General features: G+C 68.1%; 14 protein-coding genes. 4 read left to right on the top strand and 10 right to left on the bottom strand.

From position 1 onward, the window contains the following. The first annotated feature begins 59 nt into the window (after positions 1 to 59). Positions 60 to 689, top strand: a complete 630-nt coding sequence (locus tag ACEU5R_RS13365; protein ID WP_392410492.1) for a helix-turn-helix domain-containing protein — start codon at positions 60 to 62, stop codon at positions 687 to 689. Positions 690 to 711: 22 nt separating this feature from the next. Here the strand turns inward: ACEU5R_RS13365 and ACEU5R_RS13360 are convergent, their stop codons facing one another. After that, entirely contained in the window at positions 712 to 2103 is a 1392-nt protein-coding gene (locus tag ACEU5R_RS13360) for an RtcB family protein (RefSeq protein WP_392410491.1), read from the bottom strand. A 325-nt stretch (positions 2104 to 2428) separates the two neighbouring features. Here ACEU5R_RS13360 and ACEU5R_RS13355 point away from each other — a divergent pair, with 325 nt between their 5' ends. Both ACEU5R_RS13355 and ACEU5R_RS13350 read left to right on the top strand, forming a co-directional pair. Then, complete coding sequence (locus ACEU5R_RS13355) at positions 2429 to 3466, top strand: aldo/keto reductase (RefSeq protein WP_392410490.1); 1038 nt, start codon at positions 2429 to 2431, stop codon at positions 3464 to 3466. A gap of 4 nt (positions 3467 to 3470) precedes the next feature. Beyond that, the gene (locus tag ACEU5R_RS13350) at positions 3471 to 4733 is read left to right on the top strand and encodes an acyl-CoA dehydrogenase (RefSeq protein ID WP_392410489.1); all 1263 of its coding nucleotides are present in this window, start codon (positions 3471 to 3473) and stop codon (positions 4731 to 4733) included. Between the two features lie 162 nt (positions 4734 to 4895). On the opposite strand, the gene ACEU5R_RS13345 is transcribed toward ACEU5R_RS13350, so the two are convergent. Genes ACEU5R_RS13345 through ACEU5R_RS13330 form a run of 4 tightly spaced genes read right to left on the bottom strand, consistent with a single transcriptional unit; the run spans position 4896 to position 10202 of the window. Then, positions 4896 to 6629: an ABC transporter ATP-binding protein gene (locus ACEU5R_RS13345; RefSeq protein ID WP_392410488.1), complete on the bottom strand. Its 1734-nt coding sequence runs from the start codon at positions 6627 to 6629 to the stop codon at positions 4896 to 4898. Further along, positions 6626 to 7540, bottom strand: coding sequence for an ABC transporter permease (locus ACEU5R_RS13340; RefSeq protein ID WP_392410487.1), 915 nt, complete (start codon positions 7538 to 7540; stop codon positions 6626 to 6628). Before ACEU5R_RS13340 ends, ACEU5R_RS13345 begins: the two co-directional genes overlap by 4 nt. 33 nt (positions 7541 to 7573) lie before the next feature. Further along, a complete protein-coding gene (locus ACEU5R_RS13335; protein WP_392410486.1) occupies positions 7574 to 8575 on the bottom strand; it encodes an ABC transporter permease in 1002 nt (333 codons plus the stop codon). Between the two features lie 16 nt (positions 8576 to 8591). Continuing rightward, positions 8592 to 10202 carry an ABC transporter substrate-binding protein gene (locus tag ACEU5R_RS13330; protein WP_392410485.1) on the bottom strand — a complete coding sequence of 537 codons (1611 nt, stop codon included), beginning with the start codon at positions 10200 to 10202 and terminating at the stop codon, positions 8592 to 8594. A 241-nt stretch (positions 10203 to 10443) separates the two neighbouring features. On the opposite strand from ACEU5R_RS13330, the gene ACEU5R_RS13325 reads away from it, so the two are divergent. Continuing rightward, positions 10444 to 11628 carry an LLM class flavin-dependent oxidoreductase gene (locus ACEU5R_RS13325; protein ID WP_392410484.1) on the top strand — a complete coding sequence of 395 codons (1185 nt, stop codon included), beginning with the start codon at positions 10444 to 10446 and terminating at the stop codon, positions 11626 to 11628. Here ACEU5R_RS13325 and ACEU5R_RS13320 read toward each other — a convergent pair. The 5 genes from ACEU5R_RS13320 to ACEU5R_RS13300 form a co-directional block, all read right to left on the bottom strand. After that, positions 11625 to 13766, bottom strand: coding sequence for a LamG-like jellyroll fold domain-containing protein (locus tag ACEU5R_RS13320; protein ID WP_103272034.1), 2142 nt, complete (start codon positions 13764 to 13766; stop codon positions 11625 to 11627). The genes ACEU5R_RS13325 and ACEU5R_RS13320 overlap by 4 nt on opposite strands. Positions 13767 to 13932: 166 nt before the next feature. Next, positions 13933 to 15114 (bottom strand): MFS transporter, encoded by a 1182-nt coding sequence (locus ACEU5R_RS13315; RefSeq protein ID WP_392410483.1) that lies wholly within the window; start codon positions 15112 to 15114, stop codon positions 13933 to 13935. Positions 15115 to 15242: 128 nt separating this feature from the next. Then, positions 15243 to 16733 carry a methylenetetrahydrofolate reductase C-terminal domain-containing protein gene (locus tag ACEU5R_RS13310; RefSeq protein WP_392410482.1) on the bottom strand — a complete coding sequence of 497 codons (1491 nt, stop codon included), beginning with the start codon at positions 16731 to 16733 and terminating at the stop codon, positions 15243 to 15245. Positions 16734 to 16786: 53 nt separating this feature from the next. Beyond that, positions 16787 to 17296, bottom strand: coding sequence for a flavin reductase family protein (locus tag ACEU5R_RS13305; protein ID WP_103272031.1), 510 nt, complete (start codon positions 17294 to 17296; stop codon positions 16787 to 16789). A gap of 80 nt (positions 17297 to 17376) precedes the next feature. Next, the gene (locus ACEU5R_RS13300) at positions 17377 to 18405 is read right to left on the bottom strand and encodes a methionine synthase (RefSeq protein WP_199770961.1); all 1029 of its coding nucleotides are present in this window, start codon (positions 18403 to 18405) and stop codon (positions 17377 to 17379) included. Between the last annotated feature and the right edge of the window lie 8 nt (positions 18406 to 18413).

Raw genomic sequence — 18413 nt, 5'->3', positions numbered from 1 at the left:
TACACGCGGCAGGGCCTGCGGGCCCGGCCGCCCCAAGAACCTGATACGCCCAACCGCCCATGGCAGCTGCCAAACCCGCTCCCCCCGCCATCGTAGGCAAGGAAGAAATGGGCGCCCGCCTGCGCGCCGAGCGCAAGGCCCAGAAGATGACCCTGCAGGCGCTGTCGCGCGCCTCGGGCATCGCGGTGTCCACGCTGTCCAAGGCCGAACTCGGCCAGATCGCGCTCAGCTACGAGAAGTTCGCCGCCCTGGCGCGCGCGCTGCGCATCGACATGACGCGCCTGTTCATGCCCGGCGACGCCTCGCCCGCGCAGGTCGCGCCCACCTATGTGAAGAACAGCCTGATCGAGGCGCGCGACTACATCACGCCCAACTACCACCACCGCCTGCTCATGGGCGAGTATCCGGGCAAGAAGATGATCCCGATCTGGGCCACCATCACTTCCCGCGAAGTGGTGGAATTCGACGACTACATCCGCCACCCTGGCCAGGAATTCGTGCTGGTGCTGGCCGGCAAGGTCCGCATCCAGTTCGAGAACGGCGACAGCGTGGTGCTGGGCAAGCTCGAATCGGCCTACTTCGACAGCGGCATCGGCCACGTGTACCTGACCTTGAGCAAGCAGCCCGCCGAGGTGCTGGCGGTGTGCAGCGACGTGGAAGAGATACCGACGCGCAAGCGGCCGCTGTAGGCCGCCGCGCCTTCGTCCTGTCTCATGCCTTGAACGTCACCCACGGCCGCAGCCGCGCGACGGATCGGATCAGTCCCGCCTGCTCCTGCGCTTCCAGCACGGGGCCGATCGGCTTGTAGGCCTGCGGCGCCTCCTCGATCCTGCGCTCTTCGCGCAGGGTCACGCACTGCCAGGTGCCCGACGCGGATTCCTGCTTCATGCGGCGCACGGCCTGCCGCCGCACGCTGCGGCCCGCGCCGTGGCTGCACGACCAGAGCCAGTCGGCATTGCCCAGGCCGCTGACCACGAAGCTGAAGTCGCCCATGGAGCCGGGAATCAGCGCCAGGTCGCCCGCGCGCGCCGGCGTCGCACCCTTGCGATGGATGTTCAGCCCCTGCTCGCGCAGCACCACGTTGTGCGGCACGTCGACCACCAGGCGGGCGCGCAGGCCGCCGACGGCGGCCTCCATTTCCTGCCTGACCATCTCGCCCAGCACCATGCGGTTGGCCCAGGCATATCGGGCCGCCGTGCCCATGGCGGTCAGGTACTCGTCCGCCAGTTCGCCGGCCAACCCGTAAAGCTTGCTGTCCGGATGCTTCAGGCCCTTGGGCCAGGCGGCGCGCGCACGATCCATCCAGCGGCTGCCGACGTGAAAGCCCACGTCGCGCGAGCCGGTGTGGATCATCACGACCACCTCGCCCTTTACCAGCCCGGCCGCGTAGGCCGCATGGCGGTCCAGGATCTCGTCGACGACCTGCAACTCGACGAAGTGATTGCCGCCGCCGGGCGTGCCCAGGCCGGGATCGCGGATCGTCTCGCGGCTGCCCACCATGCCTTCCGGCGCGTAGCGGGCCGCGCCGCCGAAATCGGCCAGGCTCACGCACTGCGCGAGTTCGGCCTGCAGCTGGTCGCGGTCCGCGCGCGCCCACAGGCCCTCGGACGACAGCCGCTCGATGAAGGCCTGCGGACCGTCATCGAACAGGGCGCGGAACGCGCGGCCGGGGACCGGCACGTTGCGGCCGTTCTCCAGCAGCACGCGAGTCAGTCCGCGCAGCAGTTCCGGCTTGCGCGCCTCGACGGCGGCCTGCTTCAGGCCGGTGGTCAGCAGGCGCATACCGCAATTGATGTCCGTGCCGATGGCGGCGGGGATGACGAATTCGGCGTCCGTGGCCACGATGGTGCCCACCGGCGCCACGCTGCCCGGATGGAAGTCCGGCGTGGCGCAGGCCTTGCAGACGCCATGGTGCGCGTCGGGCGAGCGCACCGAGGCGAAGGCCAATAGCTGGTCCACGGCCTTTTCTTCCAGCGGAAGGGCCTCGGGAAGCAGGACGGACGCCTGCGCGTGTTGATTGCTGAGGTGGTACGCGCCATGCCGGCGTTCCACCAGGATGCCCTGACGTTTCAGGGCGGATTGAAGTCGGGAAATGTTCTTCACTTTCGCTGCTACCTTGCAGGTACACACATGCCTCCGTGTTCCGGAAGGCTCTGGTACCCCCAGCAGCAGCGCCAGGAGGAAGCCGCAATTCTAAGACCCGATGGCGGCATTGCTCAAGAAGCGGATGCGCGGCTGTTGTATTTCCCGCAGCGGCTGCGGCGGTAACGTTCGCGCGGCAACGCTCGCGGGGCAACGGCCACATGCGCCGGGTTGGTTGCTAATGAGCAGATTGCTAATGAGCACTCGGTCTTTGACGCGCGCGGCCTCGCTGCCTAGCCTCGAGGGGTTGCGCACACCACGTCAAAATCCTTCCCGACCTGAGAACATGAGCTATCGCTACCTGGGCCGCAGCGGCCTGAAAGTATCCCGCCTGGCATTGGGCACCATGATGTTCGGCGGCCCCACGGACGAACCCACTTCCCACGAGATCATCGCGCGGGCCAAGGCCCGGGGCGTCAACTTCATCGACACCGCCGACGTCTACCAGAAGGGCCGCACCGAGGAAGTCGTGGGCCGCGCCATCCGGCACGACCGCGACGAATGGGTGCTGGCCACCAAGTTCGCCAACCCGCTGGGCGAGGGCCCCAACGACCGGGGCACCTCCCGCAAGTGGATCATCCAGGCCGTGGAAGGCAGTCTGCGCCGGCTGGGCACCGATTACCTCGACATCCTGTACTTCCACCGCGCCGACTTCAACGCCCCGCTGGGCGAGGCCGTGCGCGCCATCGGCGACCTGGTCCGCGCCGGCAAGCTGCGCTATTTCGGCGTGTCGAATTTCCGTGGGTGGCGCATCGCCGAAGCGGCGCACCTGGCCGACGCCGAGGGCATCGACCGGCCCGTGGCCAGCCAGCCGCTGTACAACCTGGTCAACCGCAGCGCCGAGGCCGAGCAGCTTCCGGCCGCGGCGGCCTATGGCGTGGGCGTGGTGTCCTACAGCCCGCTGGCGCGCGGCGTGCTCACGGCCAAGTACGACCCCGACCAGCCGCCGGCCGAAGGCACGCGCGCGGCGCGCCAGGACAGGCGGCTGCTGGAAACGGAGTGGCGACCGGAATCGCTGCGCATCGCCCGCCGCATCCGCGACTACCTCGACACCCGGGGCATCGATCCCGTGCAGTTCGCGCTGGGCTGGGTGCTCAACAACCGGCTGGTGACCAGCGCCATCGCCGGCCCGCGCACCATCGAGCAATGGGAGTCCTACGCCAACGCGCTCGACTACGTCTTCACCGCCGAGGACGAGGCGCTGGTGGACAGCCTGGTGGCCGCCGGCCATCCGTCCACGCCCGGCTTCACCGATCCTGGACACCCGGTGGAAGGCCGCGTGCCTTACGCCGCACCGGCCACACGCGCCGCAACGGAGGAATGACAGCATGACCGCGACATCGACGACAGACCGCCCCTCGGCCAGCGCGCAGGACAGGACGGCGGGCCGCCCCGCCTGGCGCCGCGACGATATCCTCGCCAGCCTGCCGGGCCAGGCCGAGGCCCTGCTCGCCGGCGCCGTGGCGCGCGAACGCGAGCGGCGCCTGCCCTTCGACGCCTTCGACGCCGTGCGCGCGTCGGGCCTGGGCGCGCTGCTGGTGCCGGCCGAGCATGGCGGGCCGGACGGCACGCTGGAGGACGTGGCCGAGGCCATCATCACGCTGGCCGCCGCCGACTCCAACGTGCCACACGCGCTGCGCCTGCACTACAACGTGTCCGCGCTGTGGCGCGTGCTGCCGGCGGACGAACACGTGCGGCAGCAGTTCGGCCGCATCCTGGCCGGCAAGCTGTTCGGCGGCGCCTCGACGGAACAGGGCACGCCCAAACCCGGCCTCATCACCACGCGGCTGACGCGCCAGGACGGCCACTACCGCCTGAACGGCCGCAAGTACTACTCGACCGGCACCCTGTACGCCGACTACGCCTACATCGCCGCCATCGACGAGCAGGACCAGCCCGTCACCGTGATCCTGCCGCTGGACCGCCCGGGCCTGGAGATCGTGGACGACTGGGACGGCTTCGGCCAGCGCCTGACGGCCAGCGGCAGCCTGCTGCTGCACGATGCCCGCGTCGAGGAATCCGAACTGCAGCGCGTGTCCCTGCGCGAGCTGGGACTGCCCAGCCATCACATTTCCGCCTGGCGCCAGCTGGTGCTGGTGGCGACGGCCGCCGGCATCGTGCGCGCGCTGGTGCGGGAAACCCGGGACTACGTGCGCAGCAAGGGCCGCGCGGCCCTGCACAGCAGCGCGGACGCGGCCCGCGACGATCCCTTCATCCAGCAGGCCATCGGCGATATCGCGGCGCACAGCCATGCCATCGACGCGCTGGTGCGCGACACGGCCCGCGAGCTGGAACGCGGCGCGCAAGCCATCCGGCGGCGCGCGCCCGACGCCCAGGCCATCGTGCTGCAGGGCGGGCTGGCCACGGCCAAGACGCAGCTCATCGTCAGCAAGCTCGCGCTGCACGCCGGCCAGCAGCTGTTCGAGGCGGGCGGCGCGTCGGCCACCTCGTCCGCCTTGCAACTGGACCGGCACTGGCGCAACCTGCGCACGATCTTCAGCCACAACCCGTTGAGCCACAAGGCGCGCGTGCTGGGCGACTATCACCTGAACGGCACGACCACCGAGTTCGAGCAGGGACGGGTGTTCTGAACGGACGTGCGGCGGCGCAGGCAATGCGCCGCCCGCGTGGCTGACAAAGCAAAATGGCGCCTCGCGGCGCCATTTTTCATTGCCGGGCCGCCTCAAGATGAAAAGCGCCCCCCTCGGGGGGACAGCAAGCGCACGTAGTGCGCGCGGCGTGGGGGGTATTTTTCATGCCGCGCGCGCGCTGCGCGGCGGCGGTTCCTGCACGCCCCGCCGCAAGCCCGGCCTGGGCGCGGCGGCGATCAGCGCCTGGGTGTAGGGATGGCGCGGCGCGCGCCAAATCTCGTCCGGCAGCCCTTCCTCCACGATCCTGCCCTGGTGCATGACGATGACGCGGTCCGACAGGTAGCGCACCACCGACAGGTCGTGCGAGATGAACAGGTACGACAGGCCGAAGTCCTGCTTCAGGTCCACCAGCAGGTTCAGGATCTGGGCCTGAATGGACACGTCCAGCGCCGACACCGGCTCGTCCAGCACCACCAGGTCCGGGCGCAGGATCAGCGCGCGGGCGATGCCGATGCGCTGGCGCTGTCCGCCGGAGAACTCGTGCGGGTAGCGGCCGGCGGCCGAGGCCGGCAGCCCGACCCGGTCCAGCATGGCGGCGATGCGCGCGCGCCGGGCGTGGCGGTCGCGTTCGCCATGCAGCGCCAGCGCCGCGTCCAGCGTGTCGTACACGCTGCGCCGGGGATTGAGCGAGGCATACGGATCCTGGAACACCATCTGGATGCGCTTGCGCCACGGCCGCACCTGGCGCGGCCGCAGGGACGCTAGGTCCGCGCCGTCCAGCTCGATGCGGCCGGATGCCGGGTCGGTCAGCCTGAGCAGCGTGCGCGACAGCGTGGACTTGCCGCAGCCGGACTCGCCCACCAGCCCCAGGGTCTCGCCGCGCGCGATATCGAACGATAGGTCGTCCACCGCATGCAGCAGGTCCCCGTCGCGCCGGCGGTACGTCGTGCGCAGGGACTGCACCGACAGCAGCGTGGGGCCGCGCGGCGCGGGCGTGTGGACCCGGACGGAATCCTGCGCCTGCAGTCCCGCCGCGCCGCCATGCGCGCGCCGGACCTCGGGCAGGCGCGCGCTGCTGTAGTGCAGCGCCTTGCCCCCGTGCAGCGAAGCGCCCAGCAGGCCCTGCGTATACGCATGGCGCGGCCGCGCCAGCAATTCCATGGCGGACGCCTCTTCAACTTTCTCGCCGTCCAGCATGACCAGCACCCGGTCGGCCCATTGCGACACCACGCCCAGGTCGTGCGTGATGAGCAGGAGGCCCATGGACAGTTCGCGCCGTAGCTCGTCCAGCAACTCCAGGATGCGCGCCTGCACGGTGACATCCAGCGCCGTGGTCGGCTCGTCGGCGATCAGCAGCCGGGGCTGGCAGGCGACGGCCATGGCGATCATGACGCGCTGGCGCTGGCCGCCGGACAGGTTGTGCGGATAGTCCTCGATGCGGCGCTGCGGCTCCGGGATCTTCACCAGCGCCAGCATCTCCACCGCCCGCCGGTGCGCGGCCTCGCGCGACAGGCCCTGGTGCAGGCGCAACGACTCGACGATCTGCGCGCCCACGGTATGCACCGGATTGAGCGAAGTCATCGGCTCCTGGAAGATCATCGAGATCTCGCCGCCCCGGATCGCGCGCAGCTGCGGCAACGGCAGGCGGACCAGGTCCTGCCCGCGAAAGCGGACTTCCCCGGCGATGCTGGCCTGCGGCGCCAGCAGGCGCAGCAGGGCCAGAGCGGTGGTCGATTTGCCGCAACCCGATTCGCCCACCAGCGCCAGCGTCTCGCCCTGGCCCAGCGTGAAATCCAGCTGCTTGACGGCGTGATGGCCGCCGTCGCGGCCACGGAACCGGACGTCCAGGCCGCGCACGTCCAGCAGCGCGGGCGGAAGATGGGGTACAGGGGTCATGCGCGGCCTCTCAAGCGCGGATTGAACGCGTCGTTGATGCCGTCGCCCACCAGATTGAGCGACAGCACGGTCAGGATGATGGCGACGCCGGGCGCGGCGGCCAGATACCAGGCGGTGCGCAGATGCTCGCGTCCTTCGCCGATCATGCTGCCCCAGCTGACCACGTTGGGATCGCCCATGCCCAGGAAGGACAGGGCCGACTCCATCAGGATCGCGGTGGCCACCAGCACCGAACTCGTCACCACCACCGGCGGCAGGGCATTGGGCAGGATCTCGCGGAAGATGATCCAGGCGTCGCCGAAGCCCTGGCTGCGCGCGGCCTGAACGAACTCCGCCTCGCGCAGCGCGCGGAACTCGGCGCGCACCAGCCGCGCGATCACGGGCCAGGACGCCGCGCCGATGGCCAGCACGATCATGCGCGCGGACGGCTGGCCGATGGCCACGATGACGATGACCAGCAAAAAGGTCGGGATGGTCTGCACCAGCTCGGTAAGGCGCACCAGCACATCGTCCAGCCAGCCGCCGAAATAGCCGGCCGCCGCGCCGACCAGCACGCCGATGCCCAGGCTGATGCCAGCGGCGGCCGCGCCCACGGCCAGCGACACGCGCGCGCCATGCGCCAGGCCGGCGGCCACGTCACGGCCGAGCGAGTCGCTGCCCAGGAAGAAAGCGGCATCCTGGCCGGGACCGAGCAGCGGCTGCGCGACCATGTCCAGCGGATCGCCGGGGAACAGCACGCCGGCGAACACCGCCGACAAGGCCACGGCCATAAGCAGCAGCACGCCAGCCAGGGCGGAGGGATTGCGCAGGAAAGCGCGCCAGGCCGATGCGCGCGCCGCCAGGCCGGCCGCATCGGCCGCCTGGGCCGGGGCGGGCTTGCGCGTCGGAATCAACAGGGCTTTCAAGGTCATGGCCAGCCGGCCCTCCTGTGCGGGGTCATTGGGTCAGCGCAGCCGGATGCGCGGGTCGAGCCAGGCCTGCAGCAGGTCCACCAGCATGTTGGCCACGATCACCAGCAGCGAGGACAGGAACAGGATGCCCAGCAGCACGGCGTAGTCGCGCGCCAGCACCGATTCCAGCGCCAGCCTTCCCAGGCCGGGCCAGCTGAACACGGTCTCGATCACGGTCGCGCCGCCCAGCAGCGCGCCGAAGTGCATGCCCGCCACCGTCGTGACCGGGATCAGCGCGTTGCGCAGCACATGCCGGAACGTGACCGCGCCCGGCCCCAGGCCCTTGGACTCGGCGGTCCGCACATAGTCCTGGCGGCTGACCTCCAGCATGGACGCGCGCGTCAGGCGCGCGAAGATCGCGATGAAAAAGCCGGACGTGGCCAGGGCCGGCAGGACCAGATGGCGCGCGCCGTCGACGAACGCGGCCCAGCCCGTCAGGCCCGCGCCTATCGTGTAGCTGCCGCCGGTGGGCAGCCAGCCCAGCTTGACCGAGAACAGCACGATGGCCATCAGTCCCAGCCAGAACGAGGGCGTGGAATACAGCAGCAAGGCGACGACGGACAACAGCCGGTCCTGCCACTTGCCGGCGCGCGCCGACATCAGCACGCCCAGCAGCACGCCGGCGCAGACGGCAATGCCCAGCGCCGTGCCCATCAGCAGCAGCGTGTTGCCCAGCCGGTCCAGGATCAGCTGCGCCACCGGCGCGTTGTGGCGCGGCGACATGCCCAGGTCGAACTGCGCGATGCCGGTCAGGTAGCGCCACAGCCGTTCCAGCATCGGCAGGTCCAGCCCGAAGTGGCGCCGCAGCTGCGCCATGCCTTCCTCGGTGGCGCTGCCGGATTCGGCGGCGATCACGTCCGCCGCGTCGCCGGGCACCAGCTCCAGCAGGACGAAGTTCAGCGCCACGATGCCGATCACCGTGGGCACGGCCTGCCAGGCGTTGCGCCGCAGGACGCCGGCGATGCGGGCCAGGCCATGGCGGCGAAAGACGCTCATGTCATGCGCCCCTGGCTCAAGATCCGGCGAAGTACACGTCGGCGAAATTGCCGCGCGTGCCTTCGGCGCTCGTGTCCCAGTCCTTCACCTTGCGGCCTACGATGGTGACGTTAGGATTGGCGCCCAGCTCGATGGACGCGGCGTCATCGCGCACCGCGCGCTGAAACTCGACGAACAACTGGCGGCGCCGCGCTTCGTCCGGCTCCACCGCGGCCGCCTCCAGCAGACGGTCTACCTCGGGGTTCTGGTAGTGCGAGGCGTTGGAGAAGGGCAGTCCGATCTTGAAATTACGCGACCAGAACACCCGCTGCACGCCAATGGTGGGATCGAAGGTGTTGGTCAGGTTCTCCAGCGTGATATCGAAGGCCCTGTCCGTGTACACGCGCGTCACGTAGGTGGCGAAGTCCAGGCTTTCCAGCTCGGCGTCCAGGCCGATGCGCAGCAGCGCCTGGCGCACGAACTCGGCCGCGCGGCGATCCTGGAACGGGTTGTAGAGCAGCCGGACCTTGAAGCGCTTGCCATCCGCCTTGCGCGGATAGCCGGCGCCGTCTAGCGCCGCCTCGGCCGCCTTCACGTCATAGGGATAGTGCCGGATCTGGTCGTCGTGAAAGCGTGTCAGGGCCTTGCCGATGGGGCTGGCCGACACTACCCCGCGCCCGTACCACACGGTACGCGCGAAGACCTCGACGTTCAGCGACTGGGCCACCGCCTGGCGCACCTCGCGCTTGCGGAACGGCTCGGAATCGAAGTTGAAATAGATCTGCTGGTGATCGCCCACATAAGGCCATGGCGTCACGTCCACCACGACGTGCTTCAGCTTCTCGAAGCGGTCGATGTCCGACAGCGCGATGGACTTGTTCGCCAGCTGCGCTTCGCCGGACTCCAGCGCCGCCGCGCGCGCGGCGGCCTCCGGAATGAATCGGGCGACCGCGACATCCAGGTAGGGCTTGGGCGCGTTCCAATAGTTCGGATTGCGCTCCAGCCGCACATGACTGCCACGCACCCATTCCTTGAAGATGAACGGCCCGGTGCCCACCGGACTGTTATTGCGCGGATTGGTGGCCACGTCCTTGCCCTCGTACAGATGCTTGGGCACGATCGGCGATTCCGAGGCCGACAGCGCCGTCAGCAGGTAGGGCGCGGGCTTTTCCAGCTTGAGCACCAGCGTGTGGTCGTCCGGCGTCTCGATGGCGCCGACGTTGGCGAAGGTCACGCGTCCGCGCGGATGCACGGCCTTGATGGTGGCGATGGAATAGGCCGCGTCGGCGGCCGTGAAGGGCTGGCCGTCGTGCCACTTGACGCCCTGGCGCAGCGTGAACTCATAGCGCAGGCCATCGGCCGACACCTGCCAGCCAGTGGCGAGCTGGGCGATGGGCTTGAGCTCCCGGTCATAGGCGAGCAACCCTTCGATCACCTTGGGCCCGAGTTCCGTGCTGCCGCCGGCCGAGGTGGTCAGCGGCACGAACGCGGCCGGCTCCTGCGGAATGATCCAGGTGAGCGTGCCACCGCGCGGCGGCGTCGCCTGGCTCCAGGCCGGCGACGCCAGCGTCGCCGCGCCGATCAGCGCCAGCAGGCCCAGCAGCCGGGCCAGCCCGCGCGGGTGCGAATTTTCTCGGATGCTCTGCATTGCTTGCGTTCCACCAATCTACGGAAAGCGTCGATATTAGAAAGACCCTCGCGCCATCGCTACGACTGATGAATCATGAGCAAATATCCGCATCCCGACGCGCCCGACCGACCCAGTGGAGCCGTGGCGCGCGCCGCCACGCCTATGGAAATGGCGCCTTAGCAAATGGAAATTGGTTCTTTGACGCGCCTTTCGCCGCTTACCGACAATGCAGGATTCCCCCAGCCCTGGCGCACGTTCCATGAGCACACTACTCGCGGCCGATCCAGCCGCCGTCATCGAGCATCATCCATCTCCCGCCGATCTGCCCGGCAGTCCGTTCGCACAGGCGCTGCGCCAGCCCATCCTGCTGGGCCTGTTCCTGCCGATCCAGGCCGGCGGCTGGAGCGCCTCCACGCTGGAGCGGACCACCGACTGGCGCTGGGAGTACAACCGCGACCTGGTGCTGAAGGCCGAAGCGCTGGGCTTCGACCTGGTGTTCGCGCTGTCGCAATGGCTGCCCAAGGGCGGCTATGGCGGCGTGTTCGACGGCAACGCGCTGGACTCGTTCCAGACCACCGCCGCGCTCACCTCCATCACCCGCCGCATCCTGCTGATCTCGACGATCCACGTGCTCTACGGCCCGCTGCATCCGCTGCACCTGGCCAAGTGGGGCGCGACGCTGGACCATATCTCCGGCGGCCGCTGGGGCATCAACGTGGTCACGGGCCACCGGGAAGTCGAGCACCGCGCCTTCGGCACTGAACAGATCGAGCACGACCGGCGCTATGAATTGGCGGCGGAATTCGTCGACGTGCTGCAACGGCTGTGGCGCGAGGACGAGCCGCTGTCCTTCAGCGGCCGCTCGTCATGGAAACTGCAGGATGCCTATGTCACGCCCAAGCCGCGCTATGCGCGGCCGCTGCTGGTCAGCGCCACCGGCTCGGATGCTGGCATCGCCTACGCGGCGCGCCATTCGGATGTGGTCTTCATCACCAGTCCAGGCGCGTCGGACTTCGCCAGCGCGATCGAGGTCCTGCCCGCCCACGCCGAACGCGTGAAGGCCGCCGCGCGCGGCATCGGCCGGCGCGTGCGCACGCTGCTCAATCCCATGGTGATCAGCCGCGAGACCGAGAGCGAGACGCGCGCCTATTACGAGGCCATCGTCGCCAGGCAGGATTTCCGCACGCCCGACGGCTTCCAGAGCCTGAAGAGCGATGCCCATGCCTGGCGTGGCCGGGAGGGCGTGGACCCGCCCAGCCGCCGCGCCATCGGCGGCAATATCGAAGTGGTGGGCACGCCCGAACAGATCGTCGAACAGTTCGTGCGGCTCAGGCAGGCCGGCATCGACGGCCTGCAGCTGAGCTTCTTCGACTTCAAGCCGGACCTGGAATTCTTCGGCGACAGGATCCTGCCGCTGATGAAACAGGCCGGCCTGCGGACTTAGGCGCGGCGCGCCGTCAGCCACTGCGCCGGCTTGAGCGCCTTGCCCACGATGCGGATCTCGCCGATGCTGCCGAAGAAGCCGTCGGCGCGTCGGCCATCCCATGAGCCCGCGCCGATGATCCAGGGCATGTTGGCCGCCAGCGCGGCCAGGCCGGGCGCGTTGCTGGCGTTGCGCAGCACCGGCGCGCCCTCGATGTACAGCACGGTTTCATGCGTGACCTCGTCGTTGACGATGGCCACGTGCATCCACTTGTCGGCGATGATCTCGCCGGACCAGTTGGTCTTGGCGCCGCGCGTGCCCGACACTTCGGGCACGACTTCCCACTGGACTTCGCGCAGGCTGGACAAGGCGAACAGCAGCGGCGGCGACTCCGGATCGCCGTCCGAGAAGCCGGCCAGGTCGCCGCGCTTGCCGTCGCGCGTCATGACGTTCATCCACGCGTGCTTCTGCGCCGTCCAGTCCTTGTCGATCTTGAGGAAGGCCTCGACGGTATAGCCCGACGGCACCGTCGCCGGATTGATCGGCGCGGCCACGTCGGTCGTGAAATAGCTCATGCGGGCCGTGTTCTTGTCCGTGTTCAGGAAGCGCACCGAGCCGGGCGCGGCCGACAGGTAGTGATGGTCGCCCGACCACACCAGATCGGCTTCCTGCGCCCCGGCCACGCCATCGATGTTCAGCGGCGCGCGGCGGATCGGGTTCGCGCCCGTCACGTCGGCCACGGTCTCGCCCACCTTCACGGGCTGCCCGGCAACGCCGCCGAAGAAGCGCCAGTGCGCCAGCGTGTTGGCGACCTTGGGATAGTCCTCGGAGTCGACGGCCGGCTTCTGCACGATCGTGGCGGGATCGGTGTAGTTCGCCAGGATCAGCGCGCGCGCCTGCTCGACCAGCGAGCCGCGCGTGGCGGCGCCCGGCTTGAAGGTCTTGTTGAAGCCCGAGAAACGCTGGGCGAAGTCCATCTTGATCGTGAACTGCTCGTTCGGCGCCGTCAGCACCGCCTGGTCGAAGGCGTTCAGCGTTTCCTTGGGTTTTTGCGGCACCCAGGGCGAGAAGGACAGAACCTTGATCTCGTTGTGGGTCAGGTCGAATTCGTACAGGCGCATCAGGCCGTTGCCGCCCTGGTAGGCCATCTGGTAGTCGACCACCATCTCCTCGACGGGATTGCCGAAGTCATTGGTCTTCGTCAGCCGCGCCGCGCCGTGGTAGTGGCCGTTGAGCGTCATGAAGATCTGGTCGTTCTTGCGGATCAGCTTTTCCCACAGCATTTTGCCGTAGGGCACTTCCAGCGGCGACACGCCGTCCTTGTCGATGTTCAGCAGCTGGTGATTGACCAGGATGACCGGCAGCGTGGGATTGGCGCGGATGACCAGGTTGGCCCATTCCAGCGCCGCGTCCGACACGCGCCACGACAGCGACAGCACCATGAACTTCTGCCCCTCGGCTTCGAACACATGGTATTCGTGGAAGCCGCTGGCATCACGGCCGCCGAACGTGGCCTGCTGTTTCGCGCGGTCGCGGCCGAAGTTCTTCAGATAGGGTTCGAGCGCCCGGTCCCGCAGCTCGTCGGTTTCCTTCCCGTTCTTCTGGCTGCTCTCGTCCACATAGTCGCGATCCATGATCACGTCATGGTTGCCCGCCAGGATGGAGTAGGGCACCTTGGCGTCCTCCAGCACCTTCATCGCGGCGCTGGCCACCTTCCATTGGTCCGGCTTGCCTTGCTGGTCGACCACGTCGCCCAGGTGCGCCAGGAACGGGATGTTCAAGGCGGCGGCATGCTGCGCCACCCAGCGGGTCTGGGCCTGGAACGGCTCGCTGCCGTACTTGCGCATGAACTGCTGGTTCTCGGCATCGGTGGCGTAGCGCGAGTAGAACTGCGTGTCCGGCAGCACCGCCAGGGCGAAGGTCGACGCGAGCGCGGGCTGCGGCTGCGGTTGCGGCTTGGCCGGGACCGCATCATCGTCATCGTCGCTGCTGCTGTTGCAGCCCGCCAGCAACAGGCTGCCGCCGATGGGCAGCAAGGTCGCCCCGATGCCGGCGCGCAGCAGGCTGCGCCGCGTGGTGTTGAGCGCGATGGGCAGGTCGGCGCTTTGCTGCGCGGTGATGACTGGGGTCTGGGAGGGGGTCTTGCTGCCGTGCTTCATGAATGCAACCTGGAAAAGCTAGGCAGTCTAGGCAGGACGAATGACGTAGCCATGACGATGGCCATACTGCGGACGGGAAGCCACAGCCTGCGCTGTCAGGCCATGGACTTATTCACATGTTATGGAAACGCGCGACGCCTGGAGACGGCGACGCCGCGCCCTCTCCTCAAGGCCGGCCGCGCGTCAGCCGATAGGACCGGAATGCCGGCGTGACGGCGGCCACGGCGAGATTGCATCCGACCAGGCCCAGCATCATCCACAGCGCGGCATCGATGCCCGAGGCCGCGATCAGGCTGCCCGCGACATACGGAAATCCGAAGGCGCCGGCGAAATAGCCCAGGGTGAACACCTGCGACGCGGCGGGAATGGAGATGCCCAGGCCGTCGGCCAGATTGACCGCCATGGCGTTGAGCGTGGAATAGGTCAGGCCATATCCGGTGGCGAACAGGATGGTGGCGGCGACATAGAGCGGCGCGCTGCCTGCATTCACGGCCAGCAGCAGGATGCCGCCCAGCGTGATCGCGAACAGGGCCAGGGCCAGGCGCCCCAATGGCAGCTTGCCGATCCATGAGGCGACGGTGAAGCGCAGCAGCACGGTGGTGATGGTGAAGGTCAGGAAGAACGTGTCGGCGCTCAGTCCCCGTGACTGCGCATAGAGGCTTTGGAAGGTCGACAGTCCGGCGAAGGTGCAGGCGGCGATGCCCATCAGCGCGACCGGCAGCACGGTCTTCGCGCGCAGCACGCAGGCCACGGCGGACAGCGACAGCGCCACCGTCTTGAGCGGCAACTGCGGCTGGCGGGCCAGGCTGCGCCGCAGCAGCCAGGCAAAGCCCGCCGCGATCACGCAGCACGCGGCATAGGCCGCGAAAGCAGCGGACACCCTGCCGGACTGCCGCGCCAGGAAATGGCCGAGCGGCGCGGCCAGCCCCATGCCCAGCATCTGCGATCCCGACAGCAGGGTCAGCGCCTCCAGGCGCGCGTTCGGTTTCAGGCAATGGATAAGCAGGATCGGCGCCAGCATGTAGAACACGGCCCACCCCAGGCCCAGCAGCAGGCCGCCCGCGTAGGCCATCGGCAAGCCGCCTGCGCCCATCAAGGCGAAACAGGCCATCGCCATGGCCATCGCGCCCGCCGCGCAGGCGATCAAGGGCAGGATGCCCATGCGCTCGGCCCAGCGTCCGGCGAAGACGGAGCCGACCAGCGTCGCCACGATGCCGACGCCGATGACGGTGCCGGCGCGGGACGCCGCGTAGCCGGCGGCGACCAGCGCATCCGCCAGCAGGAAACTCGCGCCGTAGGCCAGCGCCAGCGACATGGCGGCCAACAGATATGGCAGAAGGATGTGCATGGGCAGCCGATCCGCCAACTGCGTTTCCGCATCCTGGGGCGCTACGAAATGACGGGTCGCGAAACGGGACGAAGCGTTCATGGATGGCGGCGCAGCGGGAGGATCGTCGGGGAGCCGCCATTATCCCTCTACGGCGGCAGCTCCGGCGAGCCGCAAGCCGACGGCCGGACGCGCGTTTCCTCGCGCCTCTGCGTGAACCATGCGGGCCAGGAGCTGCGGTGCCTGTCAGCCGCTTCGATGCAGGGAATCAGCACCTGTTCCAGCACGGGCAATTGATCGGCCGATTTGGCGATCCGGTATTTGACGCTGTGCACGCACTCCCGGTCGTCGAATTCGCAACGATTGAGCCGGGTGCCGCCACAGGGACCGTTCGCCAGGCCCTTGGGGCAGGTCTCGGGACAGACGTAAAGCGTCTCCTGCAGGCGGCAGCTGCCGCAGGTATCGCAGCCGACCAGCGGCCGCTTGACCATGCGTTCGACGGCATGCAGCGCATGCGCCGCCACGGCGGCCTGCCAGATCGGCCGCGTCATGCTCCAGCCAAAGGCTTTGCCGAGCCATCCCCTGCGGCTGAAGAATTGGCGATGCATTGTCGAGAACAGCGCGTAGCGAAGGCGTTCCCGACGGGTGGCGGTGACGTCGGACCGCCCCAGTTCCCATGCGCTGGCGTCGGGGGTGAAACCTACCTGCGGCGCCCCCGGCATCCGCCAGCTGGCATGCCATTGTTCGAGCCATTCGGCCAGCGATGTGATCCGATCCCGTTGCGCGATGAGCGCCTGCTCCAGCAGCAGCAGTTCGTCCAGCGTGTGCACCCCGGACACATGCGCGCCGGCATAGCCCATCAACCGCAAGCCCACGATCTGCAAGGCCAGGCGCTCGATGCCGCGTCTGGCCGCAAGGGCCTGGGAGACGTCCTGCTCCCTGGCCAACAGCTCGCGCATGGTGTCGGTGATGACGACGCCGGGCACGGCCCGCAGCGCGGCGGCGCGCTTGTCGGTCAAGCTCATGACGCAGGCCAGCATGGGTTTCATGCCGTGCTGCGCGCGCATCCAGGTCTGGGCCTCGACATGCTTGGCGGCGTCGAAACCCAATTGCAGGGTCAGGAAATCCGCGCCCGCCAGCAGCTTCTTCCGCGCCTTCAGATACTGCGCGCCGCCTTCTTCCTCGCGGTACTTGAACGGGTTCAACGCCGCGCCCAGCAGCCAGTCCGGTCCGTGCTCGCGGGCAATCTGCAGCGCGGACACCGACTCCAGATAACGCACGGCGGCCCCGCCGGGATCATGGCCCGGCAGGCGGTCCCCGCTGAGCAGCAGCAATTGATTCAGGCCACGGGTCTTCATCGCCGCCATCTGACGCAGCAGATCCGCGCGCTCGCGGTCCTTGCCTGAAAAATGCAGCAGGGATGCGGCCGGATCGCCCAACGCGCCCGCGCCTTCCAGCGGACTCAGATCGGAATGCGCGCCGACGCGATCGGCGAAGGCCGGCAGCAAGGGCCAGCCCGCCAGATGTCCGCGCTGCACGATCCGCCCGAGCCCCGCCAGGCGCGCGGGGGACTGCTGGGGGATGATCTCCAACACGCAGACAAAGCGCCCGTCGTCCAGCGCCTGCTTCAATGCGCTCAAGACGATTCGATACCTGGCAACGTCATGCGGATGGGGCGGCGGCGGTCACACGCTCAAGCCTCGCAGTGCGCGGCGATGTTGCGGTACTGCCCTTTGAAATACAGCAATGGCTGCGTGGCGGCGGTTTGCTGCAGGTTCAGCGCCTTCACCTCGCCGATGACGATCACGTGATCGCCGGCGGCGTGTTCGGCGTAGATGTCGCAATCCAGCCAGTGCAGGCTGCCGGCGATGAGCGGATTGCCCAGCGGCGATTCCCGCCACTCGATGCCGTGCCACTTGTCCGTGCCGCGACGGGCGAACTGATTGGAAATATCGACCTGCTCATCCGACAGGATATTGACCGCGAATCGGCCTGCCTGGCGGATCTTGGGATAGCTGGCCGAACCGGACATCACGCTGAATGACACCAGCGGCGGGTTCATCGACACGCTGTAGAACGACTGGCAGGTGAAACCCACCGGCTCGCCCGCGATGTGCGATGTGACCACCGTGATGCCGGACGCATAGTGTCCGAGCGCTTCGCGAAAGCGCAATGGTTCGATGGCGGTGCTGGGGAGTGACATGGTAGCTGCGAAGTACGACGGACTGCTCGACGGCGAGCCTGCCGCCGCAAACGAATGCGGTGGCAGGCTCTGCCCCAGGCTTAGTTCGAGAGTTCCTGGCGGACGATTTCCGCGCCGGCGCTCAGCGCGCTCAGCTTGCCGCGCGCGACGGCGCGGGGCAGGGGCGCCATGCCGCAGTTGGTGCAGGGATAGAGCTTGTCGGCATCCACGAACTGCAGGGCCTTGCGCAGGGTATTGGCGACTTCCTCGGGCGTTTCGATGGTGTTGGTGGCCACATCGATGGCCCCGACCATCACCTTCTTGCCGCGAATCAGCTCGATGAGATCCATCGGCACGCGGGAATTCTGGCATTCCAGCGAAACGATATCGATGCTGGACTTCTGCAGCTTGGGGAAGGCCTCTTCATACTGGCGCCATTCGGAGCCCAGCGTCTTCTTCCAATCCGTGTTGGCCTTGATGCCATAGCCGTAGCAGATGTGGACGGCCGTCTCGCACTTCAGGCCTTCGATGGCCCGTTCCAGCGTGGCCACGCCCCAGTCATTCACCTCGTCGAAGAAGACATTGAACGCGGGCTCGTCGAACTGGATGATGTCGACGCCGGCCGCTTCCAGTTCCTTGGCTTCCTGATTCAGGATCTTGGCGAATTCCCAGGCCAGCTTTTCGCGGCTCTTGTAGTGATCGTCATACAGCGTATCGATCATGGTCATGGGACCGGGCAGCGCCCATTTGATCGGCTGCCTGGTCTGCTGGCGCAGGAACTTGGCGTCCTCGACGAAGACCGGCTTGCGGCGCGCCACGGCGCCGACGACGGAGGGCACGCTGGCGTCATAGCGATCGCGGATCCGCACCGTCTTGCGATTCTCGAAATCAACGCCTTCCAGGTGCTCGATGAAGGTGGTCACGAAGTGCTGGCGCGTCTGTTCGCCATCGCTGACGATGTCGATGCCCGCGTGTTGCTGTTCCTGCAGGGACAGGCGCAGCGCGTCTTGCTTGCCTTCGAGCAAGCCCTCGTCCTGCAGTTTCCAGGGCGACCAGAGCGTCTCGGGTTGCGCCAGCCAGGAGGGTTTGGGCAGGCTGCCGGCGGTGGAAGTGGGGAGCAGTTTTTTCACGATGAATG

The organism is Achromobacter sp. 413638 (assembly GCF_043119405.1).
GTDB lineage: Bacteria > Pseudomonadota > Gammaproteobacteria > Burkholderiales > Burkholderiaceae_B > Achromobacter.
The sequence above is the reverse complement of the archived record's forward strand: the minus strand, read 5'-3'. Positions and strand labels throughout refer to the sequence as shown.

What these genes read in the sequence shown, in the direction of transcription:
- ACEU5R_RS13320 (WP_103272034.1), bottom strand. Translation starts at nt 13,766, where the DNA reads ATGAAGCACGGCAGCAAGACCCCCTCCCAGACCCCAGTCATCACCGCG.
- ACEU5R_RS13305 (WP_103272031.1), bottom strand. Translation starts at nt 17,296, where the DNA reads ATGTCACTCCCCAGCACCGCCATCGAACCATTGCGCTTTCGCGAAGCG.
- ACEU5R_RS13365 (WP_392410492.1), top strand. Translation starts at nt 60, where the DNA reads ATGGCAGCTGCCAAACCCGCTCCCCCCGCCATCGTAGGCAAGGAAGAA.
- ACEU5R_RS13345 (WP_392410488.1), bottom strand. Translation starts at nt 6,629, where the DNA reads ATGACCCCTGTACCCCATCTTCCGCCCGCGCTGCTGGACGTGCGCGGC.
- ACEU5R_RS13355 (WP_392410490.1), top strand. Translation starts at nt 2,429, where the DNA reads ATGAGCTATCGCTACCTGGGCCGCAGCGGCCTGAAAGTATCCCGCCTG.
- ACEU5R_RS13335 (WP_392410486.1), bottom strand. Translation starts at nt 8,575, where the DNA reads ATGAGCGTCTTTCGCCGCCATGGCCTGGCCCGCATCGCCGGCGTCCTG.
- ACEU5R_RS13350 (WP_392410489.1), top strand. Translation starts at nt 3,471, where the DNA reads ATGACCGCGACATCGACGACAGACCGCCCCTCGGCCAGCGCGCAGGAC.
- ACEU5R_RS13330 (WP_392410485.1), bottom strand. Translation starts at nt 10,202, where the DNA reads ATGCAGAGCATCCGAGAAAATTCGCACCCGCGCGGGCTGGCCCGGCTG.
- ACEU5R_RS13315 (WP_392410483.1), bottom strand. Translation starts at nt 15,114, where the DNA reads ATGCACATCCTTCTGCCATATCTGTTGGCCGCCATGTCGCTGGCGCTG.
- ACEU5R_RS13340 (WP_392410487.1), bottom strand. Translation starts at nt 7,540, where the DNA reads ATGACCTTGAAAGCCCTGTTGATTCCGACGCGCAAGCCCGCCCCGGCC.
- ACEU5R_RS13325 (WP_392410484.1), top strand. Translation starts at nt 10,444, where the DNA reads ATGAGCACACTACTCGCGGCCGATCCAGCCGCCGTCATCGAGCATCAT.